This window comes from Methanobrevibacter sp. (genome assembly GCF_015062985.1).
Classification (GTDB): domain Archaea; phylum Methanobacteriota; class Methanobacteria; order Methanobacteriales; family Methanobacteriaceae; genus Methanocatella.
Genome location: NZ_SUTI01000018.1, coordinates 13,089 through 33,116, shown reverse-complemented (window position 1 = coordinate 33,116; position 20,028 = coordinate 13,089). Strand labels below are relative to the sequence as shown.

General features: G+C 33.0%; 24 protein-coding genes, 2 tRNA genes and 1 pseudogene. 13 read left to right on the top strand and 14 right to left on the bottom strand.

The window, feature by feature from the left end:
* The 4 genes and pseudogenes from E7Z77_RS09810 to E7Z77_RS08150 all read left to right on the top strand — a co-directional run.
* Positions 1–88 (top strand): annotated as a pseudogene (locus E7Z77_RS09810) (delta 1-pyrroline-5-carboxylate synthetase); the annotation flags it as partial.
* A gap of 2 nt (positions 89–90) precedes the next feature.
* Entirely contained in the window at positions 91–252 is a 162-nt protein-coding gene (locus E7Z77_RS08160; RefSeq protein ID WP_067040441.1) for a zinc finger domain-containing protein, read from the top strand.
* A gap of 20 nt (positions 253–272) precedes the next feature.
* A complete protein-coding gene (locus E7Z77_RS08155; protein ID WP_292752626.1) occupies positions 273–542 on the top strand; it encodes an elongation factor 1-beta in 270 nt (89 codons plus the stop codon).
* An 888-nt stretch (positions 543–1,430) separates the two neighbouring features.
* The gene (locus E7Z77_RS08150; RefSeq protein WP_292752623.1) at positions 1,431–2,150 is read left to right on the top strand and encodes a DUF4012 domain-containing protein; all 720 of its coding nucleotides are present in this window, start codon (positions 1,431–1,433) and stop codon (positions 2,148–2,150) included.
* Positions 2,151–2,175: 25 nt separating this feature from the next.
* Here the strand turns inward: E7Z77_RS08150 and E7Z77_RS08145 are convergent, their stop codons facing one another.
* Both E7Z77_RS08145 and E7Z77_RS08140 read right to left on the bottom strand, forming a co-directional pair.
* Entirely contained in the window at positions 2,176–2,961 is a 786-nt protein-coding gene (locus E7Z77_RS08145; RefSeq protein ID WP_292752621.1) for a type II secretion system F family protein, read from the bottom strand.
* A gap of 132 nt (positions 2,962–3,093) precedes the next feature.
* The gene (locus E7Z77_RS08140) at positions 3,094–4,503 is read right to left on the bottom strand and encodes a CpaF family protein (protein WP_292752618.1); all 1,410 of its coding nucleotides are present in this window, start codon (positions 4,501–4,503) and stop codon (positions 3,094–3,096) included.
* Positions 4,504–4,635: 132 nt separating this feature from the next.
* On the opposite strand from E7Z77_RS08140, the gene E7Z77_RS08135 reads away from it, so the two are divergent.
* A complete protein-coding gene (locus E7Z77_RS08135) occupies positions 4,636–5,532 on the top strand; it encodes a methyltransferase (RefSeq protein WP_292752615.1) in 897 nt (298 codons plus the stop codon).
* A 14-nt stretch (positions 5,533–5,546) separates the two neighbouring features.
* Here the strand turns inward: E7Z77_RS08135 and E7Z77_RS08130 are convergent, their stop codons facing one another.
* Both E7Z77_RS08130 and E7Z77_RS08125 read right to left on the bottom strand, forming a co-directional pair.
* A complete protein-coding gene (locus E7Z77_RS08130) occupies positions 5,547–6,800 on the bottom strand; it encodes a tripartite tricarboxylate transporter permease (RefSeq protein WP_292752613.1) in 1,254 nt (417 codons plus the stop codon).
* A 142-nt stretch (positions 6,801–6,942) separates the two neighbouring features.
* Positions 6,943–7,404 (bottom strand): MarR family transcriptional regulator, encoded by a 462-nt coding sequence (locus E7Z77_RS08125; RefSeq protein WP_292752610.1) that lies wholly within the window; start codon positions 7,402–7,404, stop codon positions 6,943–6,945.
* Positions 7,405–7,482: 78 nt separating this feature from the next.
* Between E7Z77_RS08125 and E7Z77_RS08120 the strand changes: the two genes are divergently transcribed.
* The 4 genes from E7Z77_RS08120 (at position 7,483) to E7Z77_RS08105 (ending at position 10,924) form a co-directional block, all read left to right on the top strand.
* Positions 7,483–7,974, top strand: coding sequence for a hypothetical protein (locus tag E7Z77_RS08120; protein WP_292752607.1), 492 nt, complete (start codon positions 7,483–7,485; stop codon positions 7,972–7,974).
* A 268-nt stretch (positions 7,975–8,242) separates the two neighbouring features.
* Positions 8,243–10,261, top strand: a complete 2,019-nt coding sequence (feoB, locus tag E7Z77_RS08115; RefSeq protein ID WP_292752604.1) for a ferrous iron transport protein B — start codon at positions 8,243–8,245, stop codon at positions 10,259–10,261.
* 180 nt (positions 10,262–10,441) lie between these two features.
* Positions 10,442–10,672 carry a FeoA family protein gene (locus E7Z77_RS08110; protein WP_366510261.1) on the top strand — a complete coding sequence of 77 codons (231 nt, stop codon included), beginning with the start codon at positions 10,442–10,444 and terminating at the stop codon, positions 10,670–10,672.
* A gap of 54 nt (positions 10,673–10,726) precedes the next feature.
* Positions 10,727–10,924 (top strand): hypothetical protein, encoded by a 198-nt coding sequence (locus E7Z77_RS08105; protein ID WP_292752598.1) that lies wholly within the window; start codon positions 10,727–10,729, stop codon positions 10,922–10,924.
* On the opposite strand, the gene E7Z77_RS08100 is transcribed toward E7Z77_RS08105, so the two are convergent.
* The 7 genes from E7Z77_RS08100 to E7Z77_RS08070 form a co-directional block, all read right to left on the bottom strand.
* The gene (locus E7Z77_RS08100; protein WP_292752595.1) at positions 10,921–11,760 is read right to left on the bottom strand and encodes an ATP-binding cassette domain-containing protein; all 840 of its coding nucleotides are present in this window, start codon (positions 11,758–11,760) and stop codon (positions 10,921–10,923) included. The genes E7Z77_RS08105 and E7Z77_RS08100 overlap by 4 nt on opposite strands.
* Positions 11,761–11,769: 9 nt before the next feature.
* Positions 11,770–12,600 (bottom strand): cobalt ECF transporter T component CbiQ, encoded by an 831-nt coding sequence (cbiQ, locus tag E7Z77_RS08095; protein ID WP_292752592.1) that lies wholly within the window; start codon positions 12,598–12,600, stop codon positions 11,770–11,772.
* 117 nt (positions 12,601–12,717) lie between these two features.
* The gene (locus E7Z77_RS08090) at positions 12,718–13,020 is read right to left on the bottom strand and encodes a PDGLE domain-containing protein (RefSeq protein WP_292752589.1); all 303 of its coding nucleotides are present in this window, start codon (positions 13,018–13,020) and stop codon (positions 12,718–12,720) included.
* A gap of 1 nt (position 13,021) precedes the next feature.
* Entirely contained in the window at positions 13,022–13,654 is a 633-nt protein-coding gene (gene cbiM / locus E7Z77_RS08085) for a cobalt transporter CbiM (RefSeq protein ID WP_292752586.1), read from the bottom strand.
* Between the two features lie 255 nt (positions 13,655–13,909).
* Positions 13,910–15,190 carry an oligosaccharide repeat unit polymerase family protein gene (locus E7Z77_RS08080; RefSeq protein WP_366510260.1) on the bottom strand — a complete coding sequence of 427 codons (1,281 nt, stop codon included), beginning with the start codon at positions 15,188–15,190 and terminating at the stop codon, positions 13,910–13,912.
* A 12-nt stretch (positions 15,191–15,202) separates the two neighbouring features.
* Positions 15,203–15,973, bottom strand: coding sequence for an adhesin (locus E7Z77_RS08075; protein ID WP_292752584.1), 771 nt, complete (start codon positions 15,971–15,973; stop codon positions 15,203–15,205).
* A 9-nt stretch (positions 15,974–15,982) separates the two neighbouring features.
* Positions 15,983–16,150: a 4Fe-4S binding protein gene (locus tag E7Z77_RS08070; protein WP_292752580.1), complete on the bottom strand. Its 168-nt coding sequence runs from the start codon at positions 16,148–16,150 to the stop codon at positions 15,983–15,985.
* Positions 16,151–16,314: 164 nt separating this feature from the next.
* Between E7Z77_RS08070 and E7Z77_RS08065 the strand changes: the two genes are divergently transcribed.
* From E7Z77_RS08065 to E7Z77_RS08050, 4 genes are all read left to right on the top strand, one after another.
* Positions 16,315–16,397, top strand: a tRNA-Leu gene (locus tag E7Z77_RS08065).
* A 36-nt stretch (positions 16,398–16,433) separates the two neighbouring features.
* Positions 16,434–16,506 (top strand) — tRNA-Thr (locus E7Z77_RS08060).
* A gap of 89 nt (positions 16,507–16,595) precedes the next feature.
* Positions 16,596–17,462 (top strand): hypothetical protein, encoded by an 867-nt coding sequence (locus E7Z77_RS08055; protein WP_292752577.1) that lies wholly within the window; start codon positions 16,596–16,598, stop codon positions 17,460–17,462.
* A 9-nt stretch (positions 17,463–17,471) separates the two neighbouring features.
* Positions 17,472–18,359: a PhoU domain-containing protein gene (locus tag E7Z77_RS08050; RefSeq protein WP_292752574.1), complete on the top strand. Its 888-nt coding sequence runs from the start codon at positions 17,472–17,474 to the stop codon at positions 18,357–18,359.
* A 25-nt stretch (positions 18,360–18,384) separates the two neighbouring features.
* Here E7Z77_RS08050 and E7Z77_RS08045 read toward each other — a convergent pair whose 3' ends face one another.
* From E7Z77_RS08045 to E7Z77_RS08035, 3 genes are read right to left on the bottom strand one after another with little or no spacing between them, the layout of a single operon-like run.
* Positions 18,385–19,227, bottom strand: a complete 843-nt coding sequence (locus tag E7Z77_RS08045; RefSeq protein WP_292752571.1) for a fumarate hydratase — start codon at positions 19,225–19,227, stop codon at positions 18,385–18,387.
* A 50-nt stretch (positions 19,228–19,277) separates the two neighbouring features.
* A complete protein-coding gene (locus tag E7Z77_RS08040; RefSeq protein ID WP_292752568.1) occupies positions 19,278–19,517 on the bottom strand; it encodes a 4Fe-4S binding protein in 240 nt (79 codons plus the stop codon).
* 7 nt (positions 19,518–19,524) lie between these two features.
* Positions 19,525–20,025 carry a 4Fe-4S dicluster domain-containing protein gene (locus tag E7Z77_RS08035; protein ID WP_292752566.1) on the bottom strand — a complete coding sequence of 167 codons (501 nt, stop codon included), beginning with the start codon at positions 20,023–20,025 and terminating at the stop codon, positions 19,525–19,527.
* Positions 20,026–20,028: the final 3 nt, after the last annotated feature.

The following is a 20,028-nucleotide window of genomic DNA, read 5'->3' as shown; positions in this document are numbered from 1 at the left end:
TGGGAAGTACCCTGAAAGGGTTTTATCTTTAATAGATGATAATATAAATGATTATAACTTCGATTACACACAAATAATAGGTGAATAAAAATGAAAACTGTAGAATGCATTTCATGTAAACAAGAAATTCCATTAACAGGACCATTCGTTGAATTTGAATGTCCTATGTGTGGAGCAAAAATTGCAAGATGTGAAAAATGCCGTACCTTTGGTCACGGTTACAAATGTGAATGTGGTTTCGAAGGACCATAAATTAATTTGGAGGAATTAGAATGGGTGAAGTTTTAACAACTATGAAAATCATGCCAGATAGTCCAGAAGTAGATTTAGAAGCTATTAAATCCACTATTGAATCTTCAATGCCTGAAGGCGCTAGAATTCACGAAATTTCAGAAGAACCAATTGCATTTGGTTTAGTTGCTATAATTTTACAATTCATCACTGAAGATGGTGAAGGTGGATCTGAACCTGTTGAAGAAATGGTTCAAGGTATTGATGGCGTAGCTAGTTTTGAAATTACTGGTGTAGGAAGATTAATGTAAATATCTTTCTTTTTTATTCTTTTTTTTATTTTGCGAAATCTTTATATATTGTCACAACATATTTTATAACAATTGTTAATAATTTTTATATAAAATTTAGGTTAACCTAAAAATTACCGAAACCTTTATATACTATGACAACCTACCATTAATACAAGTGACATATATTTAGGCACGCCTAAATTTTTCACTTTAACAAAACATATTATTAGTCAATAATAATACAATCTCCAAAATATAAATATGGTATTAAATTAGTTTCCACAATTTTCTGATTTAATACAAATGGAAAATTCATCTGCCAGAATTTTCCTGAAAACACGATTGGTGTTTAACTCTCCTCAACTAAACACCAATTATACTCTCTTTTTAAAAATTTATTTTCTTTTGATCATACTCTATATTCTCATGATTTTAGGTATGCCTAAAAATTTAGAAACATTTAAATATGTCTTTGACTAATTAATAATTAGTGATAAAATTTAGGTATTCCTTAATTTAATTACTGCTGTGTTGTTGGTTAAATCCGCAATACTACACTCCTATTGTCGTTAAATTAGTTAAACTACTAATTTAATGACGGCATATAACTACTCTCACGAAATTAAATATGGCTTCATATTTAATTTCACTTATTAATTTTAAACGGGGTTAAGAATGGCAAACAATTCAAATAAACCAAAATGTTGTACAACCGATCAAAAAGATTCAAAAAAAGAAAAAAGTATTTTTCAAAAGATATGGTGTTTCTTTTTCGGATGTAACTGTCACTAGTTTTTATTTTTTTTTCAAGTTTCAATTAATTCAATGATTTCTTTTTATTTTTAATAATGTTTAAGTATAATGAATTAAAAAATTCTTATAAAATAATATTTGGTAGGTATTATTATGGATAGGACAAAGAAACTAATTATTGCATTGATTATCATTGTTTTAATTGGATTGGTTGCAATTATTGCTGGAACTCTATTCATTGGAAACGATACGCACCTTAATGAAGGAAAGAAAACTATTTTGGTTTGTGCAATTGATGAAAGCGAAGACAGGCCGGGTATGGGTGCCTGTGATATGGCATTTCTTGTTCGTTTAGACAACGGTACTGTGCAAAACTATACTCCGGTTTATCCTGGAGGATTGACACATCCAAACGCTTCGGAACCAACGGAAGCTCAACAGCAGGGTGCAGGTTCAGCATTATTGCTTCACGATGCTTTCTGGGATGCAGATAACTATAAAGGAATGCAACTTGCTAAAGAAATTGTCGAATATCGTACCAATAACACAATTGATTCTGTTGTAGCTGTTAATGTAAAAGGTTTGGATGCAGTTCTGGATGCCGCAGCACCATTGAAAGTAAATGGTACTACACTTAATGCAAGTGGTATTGATATTATCCGTGAAGAGGATTGGGGTCGCGGTGTAGATAGAGGTGATGCAGTAATGGAAATTGTTAAAGCTGCTGCAGACTCTGCTAAAGATCCTGTTAAAAAATCTTCAATGGTAAATGCAGCTATTGATCAGTACTCTAAAGGAAATATCATAATGGATAAGCAAGGTTCATTTGTTGAATTATTGGCATCAAAAGGAATTGAAACTTTATTCGGCTAATTCCTTTTTTTTCTTTTTTTTTTAATCAGATTTTAGGCTCCAGTTTTTTAATGAAAACTCCCATGAATATTATGATTATGGGGAAAAATAATGTATATATTGTTAATAATAGGTTAGATGATATCACATCTCCTATTACTGTGGAACCTGCCATCAGCATCACTAAAGCTATTGTTGGAGCTAAAATTGCTATAAATGTATAAATCAATATGAAAGAGTTTAATTTTTGAGAATATTCCTTCAGTTTAATGTTCATGTCAAAAGTAATGTCCTTAGCAATGATATTCAAGCTGTTCGAAAGATTTCCTCCAACCCGTAGCGTGCTGATAATCTGCTGGATTGCAATTGAGAGTCCTTGGGATTTAATTCTATGTGACATGTCAAGCAACGCATCCTCTGTTGATTTTCCAAACTTTATCTCCTCCAATGCACGATTGAACTCCCGGGATAGTGAGCCATATTCGGCATCCCTTATTGTTATCATAGAATCATGAAGTCCTTTCCCTGCTTTAAGTTCAATTCCCATATGCCTTAATGCGTAAGGCAATTCCTGATTGATGTCGGAGTAATTCTGCTGTTCTTTTATTTGAGGATAATAGAGAATAAACACATAAAACATGATGATTACTGTCAGGATTATTCCCACAAATTCTATGCTGCAAAAGAAAATTGAAATTGCAATGAATGCCATTAATGCCACGATAATTCGTTTGTTGAGCATATAATTTAATAAAACAATCCTAATTTCACATATTCTGTCGGACTCATATCTGGCTGATTGCGTTTCAAGATCTATATTTAGTCTTTTCAATAATATGGAACCTGTTTCTTTTTCATTTTTGACCTCAGTATTTCTGAATCGAATGCTTTTTAAAAAAATGAAAAATGAAAGGGCAATGTTGCCAACTGCAATGAATAAATTGTTTAAAATAAAAATCACCCTTTACATGATTTGTTTTAGAACGTATTGGGGATTTTTATAATATAACTCTATGACTTCATTGACATCTTTGACCGAGCGTATACCTTGAGTTGTCATATGCTTCAGAATCATTTCCCTGTTTTCAATTTCCCGGTAAATTTCATTTAGTGAAACACCGCTCAGGTTAGCTATTTGATTCAATGTTTTGCTGCTTATGCTTATGTTTTCAATCATGTCTTTTTCGGGATTCCATTGAAAGAGCTTGTTTAACTGCACGACCCCCTCTTCAATGCCCACCACTTCTGCAACTTCACTTATTCGTCTATACGAATCGCCTGAAGGAGTATAGATTCTGTTCTGCATTATTATAAAATCAATTGCCTGAATCATTATTTGGGGAACTGACATGGGTTCATTTGTTAATCGTGTAATTGTTTCTCTTGCATCATTTGAATGTAGTGTGCCAAAACCGGAATGTCCAGTATTCAATGCAGTAAATAATGTTATTGCTTCTTCTGCCCTTACTTCTCCGACTATTATCCTGTCTGGCCTTTGCCTAAGGGAATTCTTCACTAGGTCATTCATGGTCAGTTCTCCTTTATTTTCTACATTTGCGGGTCGTGTTTCCATTCGGATTACATGTTCATGGGGAATTTGCAGTTCTAAAGTATCTTCAATGGTTATTATTCGTTCGTTGGGATTGATGAAGGCTGAAAGAGCATTTAGTGTGGTTGTTTTTCCGGAACTGGTTCCTCCGGATATTATTGCATTCGCAGATTTCACTCCAAGTCCATCAAAACACAGCCAGAAAAAGGCAGCCAGCTCTATGGAGATGGTCTTTGAATTTATCAAATCAATTATCGTAAAGGGGTCTTTTTTGAATTTACGGATAGTCAATGAAGGTCCGTCAGCAGAAATTGGGGGGATTGTGGCGTTAATTCTTGACCCGTCAGTTAATCTCCCATCTAAAATTGGTGACTCCTGGTCTATTCTTCTGTTGATTTGCCGTGCTATTGAATCAATCAAATCCATCAGTTCCCGTTCGTCATCAAATTGGATATTTGTTTTCATCATCCCGTATTTCCTGTGATATACGAAAATGGGTTTGTTTATTCCGATTATCATGATTTCTTCCAAATCATCATCCTGAATCAGGGAATCGATTTTTCCATAGCCGACAATATCCCTCAATAACTTCTGGGATAGGCTTTCCAGATAGTCATTTGTGATGCTTTCGGCTTCATTGAATCTGTTGATTAAAAAGTTTTTAATATCCTTTAGCAGTTTATCTTCGTTTAACTGGTAGTTTTCACCGGTTGATATTGCCAAGTCCACTAAATTTTCTCTAATTTCTCCCAGGATAATTCTTTCTTCAGATGAATAATCCTGTCTGACAATGGTATATTGTGGTATTATCTCATTATTGTTCATATTTTTCACCAATGGCGATTTTAATTACATTTAGAGATTAGTAATACTAATTAATATACTTTTTATTACTTTTGAGGGCATAATTTTTAATATAAATCAAGATAAAACACTTACATAACTGTGGTGTCAAATATGTTGGATTTGGATGAAAAAATAAATGCCCTCAATGAGTGCGACAAATGTCAGGATATTCAAATAAAGAAATTTTCTCCGCTAAAGGAATTGATAGATTTCAATGAACTTGATGGAGAATACATGAAATGCGAATGTGGAAAGAGACCTCTGGATATTGTAATGAGTCATATTTTAAAGATAATGATTGAATCAGGAATAGTTCCCGAAAAGGCAACCTTGAGGCGTAATTCTCCGGTTCCATTATCAGGATTTTATTACAGTAGTCTAAATCCACAATTCATAGCTGAAAAATCATTGATATTGCTTCATAAGGATTTCACTACAGATGTTGCTTCAAGATTGATCAATGAAGTCCCGGAAGTCAAATGCGTATTGAAGGGCAGTCCTCAAATTCCGACAGGACAGTTTGATAAAAATTCTGAAATTAATCACTTTGAAATTTTAGAGGGTGATGACGAACAGATTAATGTTATGCGGACCTTGCTTCAAGAAAAAGTTGTCATAGTCAAAAACCAGTCAAAACACCACATTGAAGTCGCAATGACCACTGAAGAAAAGCTATTGAGATTGCATAACTATTTGAACAACAATAACGTTAAAAAGGGTATGGCCATTGATGCCATGTGCGGTCTTGGGGCATTAGGAATATATCTGCTGAAATATGGTTTTGAAAAGGTTATATTCAATGATATAAATCCGAAAATGATTGAAACATTAAAGAAAAATTTAGAATTAAATGATGTTTCCAAAGGTTATGAAATATATAATGAAGCATTTGAGGATCTTGATGTGGAACATGCGGATTTGTGTGTAATTGATGCCTATCCTGGAGCAGATATTTCTGAAATCACTCAAAAAGCTGAAAAAATAGCAGATAATGTGATTATTATCTAGCTTTTGATTAAATTCTAAATAAACATCTGAAAATAGATAACAATGGCTGGAATGATTAAAACGCCCATTAAATGGGATTTACCAATGCCAATATAATGGGGCAACATTCCCATTGCTGTTGATGTAATTAAAGTTAGTGTCATATATCCGATAGGTGCCTTGTAATAGAATATGAAGATGTAAAGGATAATGATTTGAAGCAAAATTACTCCAATTGACAATTTTTTATAATCAACACCACCCATCAATCTTGAAAATGAATCCCCCAGTTTCAGTGACAGCACTAATGAAACTGAAACTGCCAGAAGGGATGCAAAAATAAATATTACCAGATGACTTATGCTCATTTCCGAAATCAAATAGGACATGTAGACAGCTATTCCGCTTCTAGGGTTTCCAATTATGTATATGGCTATCAATGAAAACAGGCAGTCTGAAATATTGAGTCCGGATGTTGCAAGCAAAAAATTAACCGTATCATCATCATTATTATCGTTTGTACCGCTTACTGCTTGAGCTATTACAGTTCCCTGTGCAGGTCCAAAACCAGGAAGGAATCCTAAAATGGCTCCAGTTATCCCTCCTGCAAAGATACTTTTGAATTTGCCATAATCGATGTTTAACTCATAAAACGGATTTTGATGGGGTATTGTCGATGAATCATTTAAACTGAATAATATTGTGCTTATTCCGAACAGTCCTGAAAATACGCACATCAATGTCACTCCTGAGGAAATGGGGGTTTGAAATATGATCCATCCCAATATTCCTGAAAGCACAAATAACAGCAGGGACCATAGGAAGTCTCTAAAATTTGCTGTAAGCCTGTATGTTAGGTAAATGGATGCGACAAGCAGTATTGTCCAGGTATATGGTTTTGAGATATCATGTAAAATCGGTAGCAGTATTGAAAAAATTGGAAGCATTAATACAGTAACAATGATTGCTCCAAATCCTCCAACGGAAACAATCCTTATCACCTCTTTGGATCTTCCCTGTAAAACCATTCTATGTCCGGGAAGTATTGATGTTGCTGTTCCTTCTTGTGGGACTCCTAAAAGCATGGACGGTACAAATTCGATTAGTGCATGAGCAATTGACATTGAAACCATCAATACGCAGAGAAACTCGGCCGATACTTGTGAGAGTAAAAAAGTTGAAGATGCAAACAGTATTGCTCCGGCAGTATTAACATGTATTCCAGGTATCATTCCTGTTGTTGTTCCGATTAATATACCTATAAAACAAGCAATTACTAATTCTATCATAGCTATTGGTTATTTAAACTATAATTTAAACTTTGTTTAAGGCGTATCGAAAAATTGAGGGTTATTTGATAAATTGATTTGATTGTTTTAGGATAGTAGGTTTAAACCTAGAAAAATATGAATGAATGGGGGGGTGGTTGGATTAGAATTTTTTCCTATTGAATTCTAATGATTTCATTGATATTTTTGAAAGCAGTTTTAACAGGTCTTCGCGGGTGATGTTAAGCTCTTCACAAATCATATCGTCCCATTCTTTTTCTTTTTGGATTAGGAATTCGGATGTTTCAATTCCTTTTTCGGTCAAAGTGATTTTATAGGCTCTTTTGTTTTTTTCATCTATTTTTCTTTCAATCAATCCTTTTTCTTCAAAATCTTTAAAGGCTCTTGAAACGCCGCTTCTATCCATTAAACATGCTTTAGCGATATCTGATTGGTTAGTTCCCATTTCATAATATAAAAATAATAACATATAATATTGGCTTGGAAGTATGTCGGTTTCAGTCTTAACATACTTGTTAATATAAAAATCGTGAGTCTTGTTTAATGTTATTAAATGATTAATTAGGAAAGGGGAATCTTTAATAATGTCGTCATATTCAATCATATAAATCAATTACTTATATATAAAAATTAATATTTAAATATTGGTTATAACATAGTATTCACAAGTTAAGGTGATATTATGGATAATAAAAAATTAATTGTGCTTTTTATTATTTTGGGAATCTTCTTACTGCTGGTGGTCACACCTGCTTTTGCAAAAGAAAAAGTAAAAATCAAAATAACTCAGGACGAAGGTTTGGAACATAAGGGTTATATTGTAATTAAACTTGTTGACAGCAATGGCCGACCTATAAAAAGCACAGGCACTATTCATTATAATATCACTGATTCAAACGGATATTACAAGTGGGCATATAAATCATATGGTAGCGGATTGCGTTTGAAATATGATGTGGGGACTTATAAGGTTGTTGTCAAATTCGATGGTGATTCCAAATATTCCGGCGCTAAAAATACTCAAACCATCACGGTCCGGTCTGTCAGCCCATATGATTATTATGATTCTCATAATTGGGGTTTAAATCAGGAAATCGATGATTATATTGAATATAATTATTGGGATGAAGAGATATACGATGACCCTTACACTTACGATGGCGAAGGACCATAAAAGTCGTGATGAGCTGTTAAATTGTTAAATTAGCATCCATTTCTTATTAAAAATTTAATTTTATTTACACTATTTTTTAATATCTTTCTCAATATTTGGCATGCCTAAATATTTAAATATGATAAAAATAAAATAATAATTATGTTTAGGTTAACCTAATTTTTTTAAGATGATGGAAAAACTTAAACTAAAAAATTTTTTTTAGTAAGTAGATTTATATGTTTTTAAACATACTATCTATAAAGTTAAATAAACGGGAGAATGGTTAATGACAAAATTAATTGTAGGATTAGCAGGAAACCCAAATGTGGGTAAAACTACAGTTTTTAATAGATTAACCGGTATGCGCCAACATGTAGGAAATTGGCCTGGAAAAACTGTTGAAAGGGCAGAAGGTCATTTCAATCATGGAAGCTATGAATATGATGTTGTTGATTTGCCGGGTAACTATGCATTAAGTGCTCATTCTATGGAAGAAATCGTTTCAAGGGATTTCATTGTAGATGATGACTCTGATGTTATAATTAACATAGTTGATGCTGCTAATTTGGAACGTAATTTATATTTAACAGTTCAAATGATGGAATTGGGCGCTAATTTAGTATTGGCGCTTAACATGAACGATTTTGCAAAAAAAAGAGAACACTTCATTGATATTGATTTGATGAGTGAACTTTTAGGATTTCCAGTTATTGAAATCAATGCTAAAACTGGTGACGGATTCGAGGAATTATTAAAGACAGTTGAAAAGCAGGCTGCAAAACCGATTGACACAAGTGAAAAATTATCTTATAGTAATGATATTAAAGGTCATTTAATGGATTTAGAAAAGGTAATTGAGCAAGATAACAATCTTTTAGATGTTCCTTCAATTTGGACCGCAATTAAATTATTAGAAAAAGACACTATAGTTATAGAAAAAGTTCAAGGATCTTCTAAAAGCTCTCAGATATTTGCTGAAGTTGATAAGGTGAGCACACATCTTCGGGATGTTTACAATGAAGGTCCTGAAGAAGTTATTGCTAATGCAAGATATGCATATATTGATGGTTTAATGGCTGAAGCTGTTAAAAAACCTGCTGTTGAAAAAGAAACTACTACCGATAAAATTGATAAAATAGTAACTAATAGACTCTTAGCACCATTCATATTCCTTATAATTATGTATGCAATGTTCCAATTAACATTCACTATTGGAGCTCCTTTCCAAGATATGATTGATGAAGCGTTTGTTAATTTAGGTGCATGGGTTGGTTCTTTCCTTGGTGAAGGATTGCTCTCTTCATTAATCTGTGATGGTATCATCGGAGGAGTAGGTGGAGTTCTCACATTCTTGCCAATTATTATTCTAATGTTCCTATTCTTAAGTATTTTGGAAGACTGCGGTTACTTGGCGAGAGCTGCATTTACTTTGGACATAGTTATGCACAAAGTTGTAGGACTTCACGGTAAAGCATTTATTCCAATGATTTTAGGATTTGGTTGTGGTGTGCCAGCTATCATGGCAACAAGAACCATGGAAAATGAAGGGGACCGTATGCTTGCAATGATGCTTGTTCCATTCATGTCCTGTACAGCAAGATTGCCGATTTATGGTATATTTATAGCAGCATTTTTCGCTGAAAATCAAGGATTGATGTTACTTTTAATTTATGTATTGGGTATTGTAGTCGCACTTATTGTTGCGGCAATTCTTAAAAGAACCATGTTTAAAGGATTGTCCACTCCATTTGTAATGGAATTGCCGACTTATAAAATCCCATCCCTAAAAGGAGTATTATTACACACTTGGGAAAAAGTAAAAGGATTCTTAAGAAAAGCTGGTACTATCATTCTTGCTTGTTCAGTTGTTTTATGGATTTTACAAAATATCTTCCCATGGGGAGGATCAGATCCTCAAATGAGTCTTTTAGGTATGATCGGTACTGTAATCGCCCCAATATTCGCTCCATTAGGATTTGGTACCTGGCAAGCTGCTGTAGCTATTATTGCAGGATTAGCAGCTAAAGAAGTTGTAGTTGCAACATTCGGTACTTTAGCAGGAATGGAAGAAGATGATGAAGAAGGAATTACTAATTTAGTGCATGATACATTTTCACCATTATCAGCATTTTCCTTCATGGCATTTACATTGCTTTATACTCCATGTTTCGCAGCTATCGGTGCAATCAAACAGGAAACCAACAGTTACAGATGGGCATTAATAATGTGTGGTATCACTTTAGTAACTGCATATATTGTTTCATTCCTGATTTTCCAAATTGGTGGATTAGCAGGATTTGGATAGGTGATTAAATGCGCAGTAAAAGCGGAATCAAAGGTGTAAAAATTCCAAAAAAGGATGAAGATTAGTTTTTCACTAATTTTCATTTTTTAATTTTTAGTTATAACTAAATATTTAAATATCTGATAAGACATAATAAATATTAACGGATTTTTAGTATGCCTAAAAAATATTACAGGGGATATTATGAAAACATTGAAAGATACAAAACCGGGTGAAACAGTAACACTGGTGAAATATCATGACACTGGTGATATTGATTTAAGAAGACATTTATTGGGTATGGGTTTTGTTAAAGGAGCAAAAATTACTGTTAAAAAGGTTGCTACTTTGGGGGATCCTATTGAAATGTCTGTAAAAGGATATGATGTTTGTCTTCGTAAAGAAGAAGCTGAAAACATTGAAGTGAAATAACTTCAATCTTTTCATTTATTTTTTTTAAACTATTTTTATTAACGGTGTTATATCATGAAATGTAGAATGTGCGGTTTTGAATTTGATGAAAGTCAATTAGAAAACAGAGGATGTTCCAGTTGCGGTAAACATGGATGCAACAGCATTCACTGCCCTAACTGCGGTTTTGCAAACTCTCCGGAATTAGATCAGGAATTCGAATTCATTAAAAAACTTAAAGATAAACTTAAGAAAAAAAGTTCGACAAACTAACTTTTTTTCGCATTCAATATTTCTTCAACGGTTTCATCAATGCTAATTTTTTCAGTATCGACATTTAATCCATTTTCTTTTAATTTATATAATATTTCTGTTGTTACCGGTGCTTTTAGATGAGCTTTTTTCAATAATAGTTTATCTGAAAATATTTGGTGCTTATCGCCTTCGGCTATAATTTCACCATCATACAGAACAAATATCTTATCGGCAAAATGATTTACCATTTCAATATCATGTGATGAAATCACTATGCTCATTCCTTCTTTGTTAAGATTATTCAGGATGTTTAATACTTTGTCGACACCTTCAGGATCAAGACCTGCAGTAGGTTCATCAAGTATCATAATTTCAGGTCTCATTGCAATAATTCCCGCAATGGCCACCCTTTTTTGCTGGCCTCCGCTCAGGTGATGAGGGGTCTTATCTTCAAACCCGGCCATACCGACCATTTCCAATGATTCGGTAATCCTTTTTTCTACCTCATTATAATCTAGGCCGAGATTCATAGGTCCGAATGCAACATCCTCTTTAACTGTAGGGGCAAACAACTGATCATTAGGGTCTTGAAATACGATTCCAACTTTCTGTCTTACTTTTAGTAATTCATCACGCTCAAAAATGATTTTTTCACCATCTATTTCAACGTGACCGGAAGTAGGTTCTGTTAAACCGTTAAAATGTGAAAATAATGTGGATTTTCCGGCACCGTTAGGTCCCATGATTGCAATTTTTTCCCCTTTTTTAATTTTAATATTCACATTTTTCAAAGCTTCAGTTCCATCCGGATATGTGAAAGTTAAGTTTTTTGTCTCTAAATGTATATGTTCCATTTCTGCCACCTAATTGATTGCTAAATTTTGACCGAAGTAACCTAATTGTCCGGAATATTTGAATAATATGATTTCCAGAACAATTACAATAATAATGATTGTAAATAAATAAATATAATCATTTCTTTCAGGAGATTTCTTTTCGTTAAACATTTCAGAAGCATCTGAAAATCCACGACTTACCATACTTTTGTGGACGCGTTCTCCCTGTTCATATGCCTTTAAAAACATCATGCCTATTGTATAACCGACTTGCTTAACTCTCCATTTATAGGGAGTATTCTTTCCATGGATTGTGAAATTCCTTGATTTTTGAGATTTTCTTATTGCAGCAAGTTCATCTACAAATAAAAATAAGAATCTGACCATAATTGATAAAATCATTGCCAAATCTCTCGGCATCTTTAATTTTCTAAAGGAGCTCGCCATTTCTTGTAGCGGTGTTGTTGAGGAATATATGATGATTGCTGTTAAACAAACAATCATACGTATGAATAGTAAGATTGCCCAATTCAATCCAACATCAGTAACTGTTAACCCGGAATAGTTCCAAATCACATTTCCCGGTTGAATGAACGGTTGAAATATGATAACTGCCCCACCAAATGGCAATAACATCAATAAACGTTTGAATGAATCAGCATATGATAACTTAGCCATCTTTAAAATTATCAATAGCATTATTTCTAATATTATTGGTATAAACAGCTCCTTTGAGATAACACAAACAAGGATTATGAATATGGTGGATATTAATTTTATCCTCCCTTCCAGGTTATGTATGGGACTATCCATTGAAGCCAAATCATCAAATCTTATTATTTGCGTTATGTCTACCATATAACTCACTATCTTTATATTAAAAATTAGTAATATATTATTATTTGCTTATGTTGTTTTTATAAAATTTCAATTACTTTTAAAAAAAAGAAAAATAGAAATTAAAAAATTTAATTTCTATCTGCTTCTGACAATCTCAGCAACTGCATATCCTAATCCTAAGGTTACAATTGCACCTATTATCAGTGCTACAATCTGTAATACTTGGTTTTCAGGATCATTTGCAAATGCATAATCTGGGAATATTGCATCGGGTATGCCTTTTATTTCTTCAACTGCAAAATCTTCTGCAAGTCCTGAGTCTTCTGCTGATTTTTCAAGACCGTCCGGGTCACCAGATGCAATATATGGTGAAAGACAGCAAATTACAATACAAATGACCACTGCAACAACAATTAAATAAGTATCTTTTTTATCCATATTATGCATCTCCATTATTCCATGCGAGTAAGTCTGGTCTGAATTTGTCTAGGGCTACAAGTACGATTACAGTTAATACTGCTTCGATTATTCCAATAAAGAAGTGGTATAAGACCATTGATGGTATACCGATATTCATTGGGAAGGTTCCAGCAATACCCATTTCGATAGCACATGCTAATGCTGCAATTACGGTTGCTAACCATGCTGCAACTCCAGCAGCAGGATATTTTCCGATTGTGCCTTGTAAAAATTTAAAGGTGTATAATCCGACAAATCCTCCAACGATTGCCATATTCAATACATTTGCTCCTAAAGCAGTAATTCCTCCATCACCGAAGATTAATGCTTGGATAAGCAATACAACAGTAAATACTAAAACAGCAGCTTCTGGAGCTAAAAATACTATAGCTACGAGTGCTCCTCCAACCATGTGTCCACTTGTACCGAATGGAATTGGCATGTTCATGGACATGATTGCGAAGATACCTGCTGCGAGGACTGCTAAAAGAGGTATACGTTTTTCATCTAGGTTAGATCTTGCCCATTTCACAGAGAAGTACAATGCAACAATTAGAATTACATAGTATATTAGACATTGTGAAATAGGTATGAATCCATCAGGTATGTGCAATTTTCATTCCTCCATTTAATAAGTAATACTTTTTTTAATTTAATTTATAAATAAGTATTACTAAAAAGTATTATTTTTTATTCTTTTCAGTAATATCAAGTTAATTGGGATTTTTATTAAGTTTTACTTTTGTTAAATCCGTTTATTGCTTGACATTTAATATTTTACACATATTTGATTATATAAATCTTATTAAAGTAATACAAATTAGTATTATTTTTTAAGTTTTGTAATACTTTGCATTGAAAAAATAGTCTAATTTTGGGTTCTAGCTATATTTAAAAAGTAGATGGCTGCTGCTATTATGAAGTATAATAAAACCTGTATATCTAGAATTCCTGTTTCTATTCCTAAAATTGAGTATGTCAAGATTAAACTGTAAATTGCTATATAAAAATAATCTTTGGTTTTTTGCAATATTTTAAATCCGATTCCCAAAATGAATCCTAAAAGGCACATTTCCACTGCCACACCTACCTTTCCGAAATCGACTACCATCTGACCAATCAATGTTGGTGTGACTGTAACTTCTGTTCTCCATGCAATCAATTTTCCAACCATCATTCTAGGGCCCAGTGCACTTCCCGGTATTGAGCTTGCCAATAGTTTTCCATGCGTTAATCCGAAATTGCCTCCAATAAAATCAAGCAGATTCAAAACGTGCAAAGTGAAATCAGCTCTTGATTGTAAAGTGTAAAACGGATTTGTTGAGGATGTTATTGTCATTTCACTTACTGACCTAAAATAACCAATTCCTATTATTGCACCTATACCAACTAATCCACCAATCACAACTTCCCAAAGAGAAACGATATTTCCATAGAAACCTATTATAATTATAATGAGAAATGCTGCAAGTAGTGGTGTCCTATAACCTAAAAGCAATAATAATGCAGTGTCTATTATTAGCAAAAATATGAATCTGAACCTTGCCTGTGAACGTGTGATTTTTTTGTCTTGAAAATCTTTTAGATATGCTGCCGCTACTAGACATGTTCCGGGTATGATTAGAAATACGGGCATTGTAAAGGCGGGTTTCAACAGATATCTGATTGATGGTTTTAAAAGAGGAATTCCTCCAACAGAAACAATGCTCAATCCAAAAAATACTATACTGACCAATATTAAACAGAATCCAATAGAATAAATGTCTTTTCTTTCAAATCGAATAATATTTTCAGTATTTTCATTGAAAAAATATTTCGGAAGTACTGTTGATCCTATAAAAAAGCAAATGAATCCGATGATGAGAGTGAAGACCAAACTTGTGGAAGGTTTATTCATTGATAAAATTAAAAAAAATGCAAATAAGAAAAGTACCAGCAACGGATTGAATATATGATTTTTCAGTATGTTATTCCTATTCAAAAAATTCAAAAAGTCTTCGGGAGGATAGAATCTTTTGAAATAGCTATTGACCCATTGCTCTTCAATAAAGGATATGATGGAAAAAATTGTAGTGAATAAAAATGAATTATGAAATTCATCGCTTATTCTGTTGATTATTGAGGTTAATGTGGAATAAATCATACTCATATATTACACAACTTAAACTTTTCTGATATTAATGACATCATAATTATTTTTGATATTTTCAATCTGGCTGTCACTGCAGTTGTAAACTCTTATTGTAATTTCATCAGTCAAAGCATTAATATTTCCTAAAGCGGTGTTTCCGTCATTAATATTTTTCATGTTTGCCTTTTCAAGGATTATCTGATTGTCTAAATCAGCACCAGAGGTGTGAATTGCAAATCTTTTATCCTGGGAATTTATTTGATTTTTAATGTCCTGGATTTTTATCGCATCAACTGAGTCCAGGGATACTGTTGTTGATATTTCGAAATCGGTGTCAGTTAAATTTTTTGTCAAGTCATTCAGTGAAGTGATATTTTGAGGTTTAACTTTAAATTCAACTAAATTGTCATATTTGCTTCCGTCAACTTCAAGAGAAATGGTATCAATGTAAATGTCGGCATTTGGAACGCTTTTGTATAATCCGGCCAAATAAGTAGTGTTGTTTGATTCGAATAATACTTGGACATTGGTTCCTCCATGGTTTCCAATCCAGATCACAGTTCCATTAATTGTCATTTCTTCATTTGTGCTTGAATTAAAACCTTTTATGGTGGTGTTTACAATATATCCATCTTTATAGTAATTAGAATAAGTATCAGGAATTTTACTGATTGTAGATGCATCAAATGCGGTTTTTTGAATATTTGATGAATCGTCGCTTGTAATATGTATAAATGCAAAGATTACAGCGCATATTACTAATAATATTATTAAATAGTCAATGATTGTAAATTTCTTCATAATTATGCCTTAGTCTTCGTATATAGCGCCTACGGGGCAAACATCAACACATTCACCGCAGTTATCGCATTTCGTATTATCAATAATGATTGTATATGCTCTTCTTTCAATTGCTTCTTCCATACAAACATCAATGCAGTCTTCACAGACTCCACATTCTTCCATATCAACTTTCAATTAATTCACCATTATAAATTAATTTATTATATGTAATATTCTGATTATCTTAATATTTATATAGTTTGTTTATCAATATAAAATTGTAGTTTTTCTTATTGTTATAAAAAATATCAAATAAGGGTAACATTTATATACTATTGAAATATATATTACTATTGTATGCAAGGGTGCCCGAGCGGCCAAAGGGGAAGGACTTAAGATCCTTTGGCATAGGCCTTCGAGGGTTCGAATCCCTTCCCTTGCACTTTTCTATAATTTTAAGTATTTTTTTCCTGATTATGCCTTAGTGGCTCAGCCGGTAGAGCGCCACCTTGGTAAGGTGGAAGTCGGGGGTTCGAATCCCCCCTAAGGCTTAATACTATTTTTTACATTAACTTTAAATCTATCCAAAATAAATATATCATATTGTTAATTTTTCAAACAGATAATTAAGGTGAAAATTATGAATTATAAAAAACTGATATTGGTAGGTTTCATTTCTGCATTTGTAGCAGTTTTGACATCTGTATTAGGTGTTGCAGGGACAATTATTGGTTCAGTTATTTCATCTGTACTTTATAATATGCTTTCAGAAGCATTGGAGAATCCTGTGGCCAATGCAACCTTTGACCATAATTTTGAATGGGATATTGCTTATGTATTCCCTCTCGTTGTCATAGTTTTAATTCAATTATTGTTAATTTTTGCTTTATTAGCTCAAGCAGGATTTTTACCTGATGCATTCCTTCAGTTTTATTTGTCCATTCAAAATATTACTGAAAATAATTTATATAAGATTTTAGGTTTGGCTTTAATAATTATGAGTGTTTATCCATTGCTTTTAAAAGCTGAAAACATTAAAAGAATCCATGGAATTATTATTGGATTTGTAGGTTTAGTATTTTTAGCACGTGGTTTCCTTGATGTTGAAAGTAGAATCGTGGATATTTATGATGGAATATTTATGCATTTTGATTTTCAGATTGCAATTATCACCTTCATATTGTTAGTATTTGTAGTTGTAAAAATCATTTCCACTGCAAATAATTCCGAAAAGGAATTTAATAAAACAAAAAATAAAGGTAAAAATGGACGAACCGAGGTTAGGGAAGTTTACTCCTCCAGAACCAAGGATGATTTTGATTATTTAGAAAAAAGACGAAAATCACATCATCAGCATGTTAATAAGCCAAGACATAATGTTGAAAATAGTGATGTGAGATTTAAAAATCATGTAAACCATTCAAATAATGATTCAAGGATAAATAGATCTTCTGATAAAATTCACTTTGAGTCTAATGATTTGTTGAATGACTATAGTAAAAAATAGAGGCATAAAATGAGTAAAAAAAATAAAACGTTAAAAGAGATTTTGGATTTTATTTTATATGAAAATCCATCAACACAGGATGAAATTGCCCAACATCTTGGTATAACTCGCAGATATGTTACTCAATTATTGCAGCCTCTTGTTAAGGACGGTACTGTAAAAAGAGCTTATGTCATAGATTTGAAACGTTATGAAGAAATTGCAGAGTCTTTAGGGGAGTATATCACTCCAAAAGAAACTACAGGCAATGTGCTATTGAATGATATGTTGTCAAATATGGCTAAGCATGTCCAATCACAACTTGAAGCATCATTTGAAGCTGTTTTGGAATATGATGAGAAAAAGGCTAGCAAAGCTTTGGAAATGGATTTTGCAACCAATAACATGGTTGAAAAGATTAGAACATCTGTAGAGACAATTGTGAGCATTAATAAACATTCAGAATTTTCAAAATCTATGCTTTATAATGAGGTTGCATATGATTTGGAAAGGATTGGTGACTATTGCGGCCATATTGCTAAGTTTGTCATCAATGAGGTTTATGAAATTGATGCAAATATTCTGAAAAAATTAAAGAAAATGTATAAGACTGCTCAAAAAATGATTCGTTTATCCATGAAAGCATTTATTGAAGGTCAGACTGATTTAAAAGATGATTTAATGGAACTTGAAGATTCTATTCATATCCTTCAGGCTAAAGCTATCAATCTTATTGCAACACAGATGACTGAAACTTCTTTTGATGAAAAAGAGCGTTCAAATTATTTTATTTATTTATTCAGAGTTATTAAAGCATTTGAAAGAATGGGAGATATTTCTGTTGAAATCATGGATGTTTCAATTGAGTTCCATGAGAATATTCCTAGATCAACCACTCCAAGAACATTCAGATATTAAAAAAAGTAATTAGATTAAATATAATCTAATTATCATATATTTTTGTTGTAGCGTGCCTGTCCGCCCAGCATTGGACGCATACTCCAATAGGCAGTCCTGCGGTATGGGTATGTGCTTTTAATATTTTAACGTCTAGTGATGTTGTTTTTCCGCCAAGTCCCATAGGACCTATTCCGGAGTTATTTATTTCAGTTAAAATTTCTTCTTCAAGCTTAGCTATTACTGGGTCGGGATTTCTTTCACCAATTTTTCCAAGCAATGCTTTTTTACCAAGTTTCAAACACAAGTCTGATGTTCCTCCGATACCAACGCCAATTACAGTTGGAGGGCATGGTTTTCCTTTAGCTTTCAGAACGGATTCTACGACAAATTCTTTAATTCCGTCAATTCCCTCTGCAGGAAGAGCCATTTTCATGGCATTGTTGTTTTCAGAACCGAATCCCTTAGGCAATATTGTGATTTCAATATAATCCTCATCAATCAATTCAATGTCGATTGGCGGGATGTAATCCCCAACATTGATGTTTGTATTTTCACGGGTTATCGGATCCACGATATTCGGCCTGATTGGAATTTCTTTGGTGGCTTTTTCAATACCCTCTTCAATACCTTCACGTAAATTTTCAACTTCCACATTACCTAATTTAACAAAAACAACCGGCAGACCCGTATCTTGACACATTGGAATGCCTTTTTCTTCTGCAAGTTCAATATTTTTTAAAATAGCTTCTAAATTTAACTTTGCAAGGTCATGTTCTTCAATTTTAAGAGCATCTTCCAGTGATTTTTTCACATCATCTCCTAAAACGATAACGGCTTCTTTGTAAAGTTCATAAACAGTATCTCTAATAATGTCTTTAGTAATCAAAATAAAACCCTATAATATTTAATTAATCTTATTTTTTGATTTTAAAATATTTAAATTTTAATTACATCAATAGGGCAAACATCAACACAATCCCCACATCTGACACATTTTTCATTGTTGATGGTTATCGCTCCGCCCAGAACTTCAATTGCATTTTCTCTACATGCAATTAAACATGGCGCTTCTGATGGTTGGCAATGCATACAAAATAAGATAGGAGTGTCAACATTTGGTGTTTGTTGACAACTTCCGCAGGTTGTACATTCAGTACAATTCCCTATATTAAACATAATTCTTTTATTCGTCTAAAACGAGTCTAGCTCTTGCTTGACTTGTTAAGACATGAACAATTCCGCCTTTTGCGTTGTCCGGTTCATATAATCCAGCCATTTTCGCCAAGTATTTTTCTTGGTTTTTAGCTCTGATTTTTTCCGGATCAGCAATAGTGATTGCTCTTTTGGTACATGCTTTTATACATGCTGGTCCTTCTTCTCTATCAGCACAGAGGTCACATTTTTCAGCAACTTTTGATTGGAAAGTCATTGCACCAAATGGACAAACCATTACACATAATCCGCATCCAATACATTTTTCAGTATTGACGCCTTCATCGGTAATTGCATCTGTTGGACAGATTTTTATACATGGTGCGCTTTCACAATGTTGACATACAATGGAATAAAAGGAAGAATCATGTTCTATTATTTTTATTCTACTAGCATTATGGACTGATGCACACATGTTTTCACAGTTGAGACATCCGTCACATAGATTGCTGTTTACAACAATACTTTCCATTGT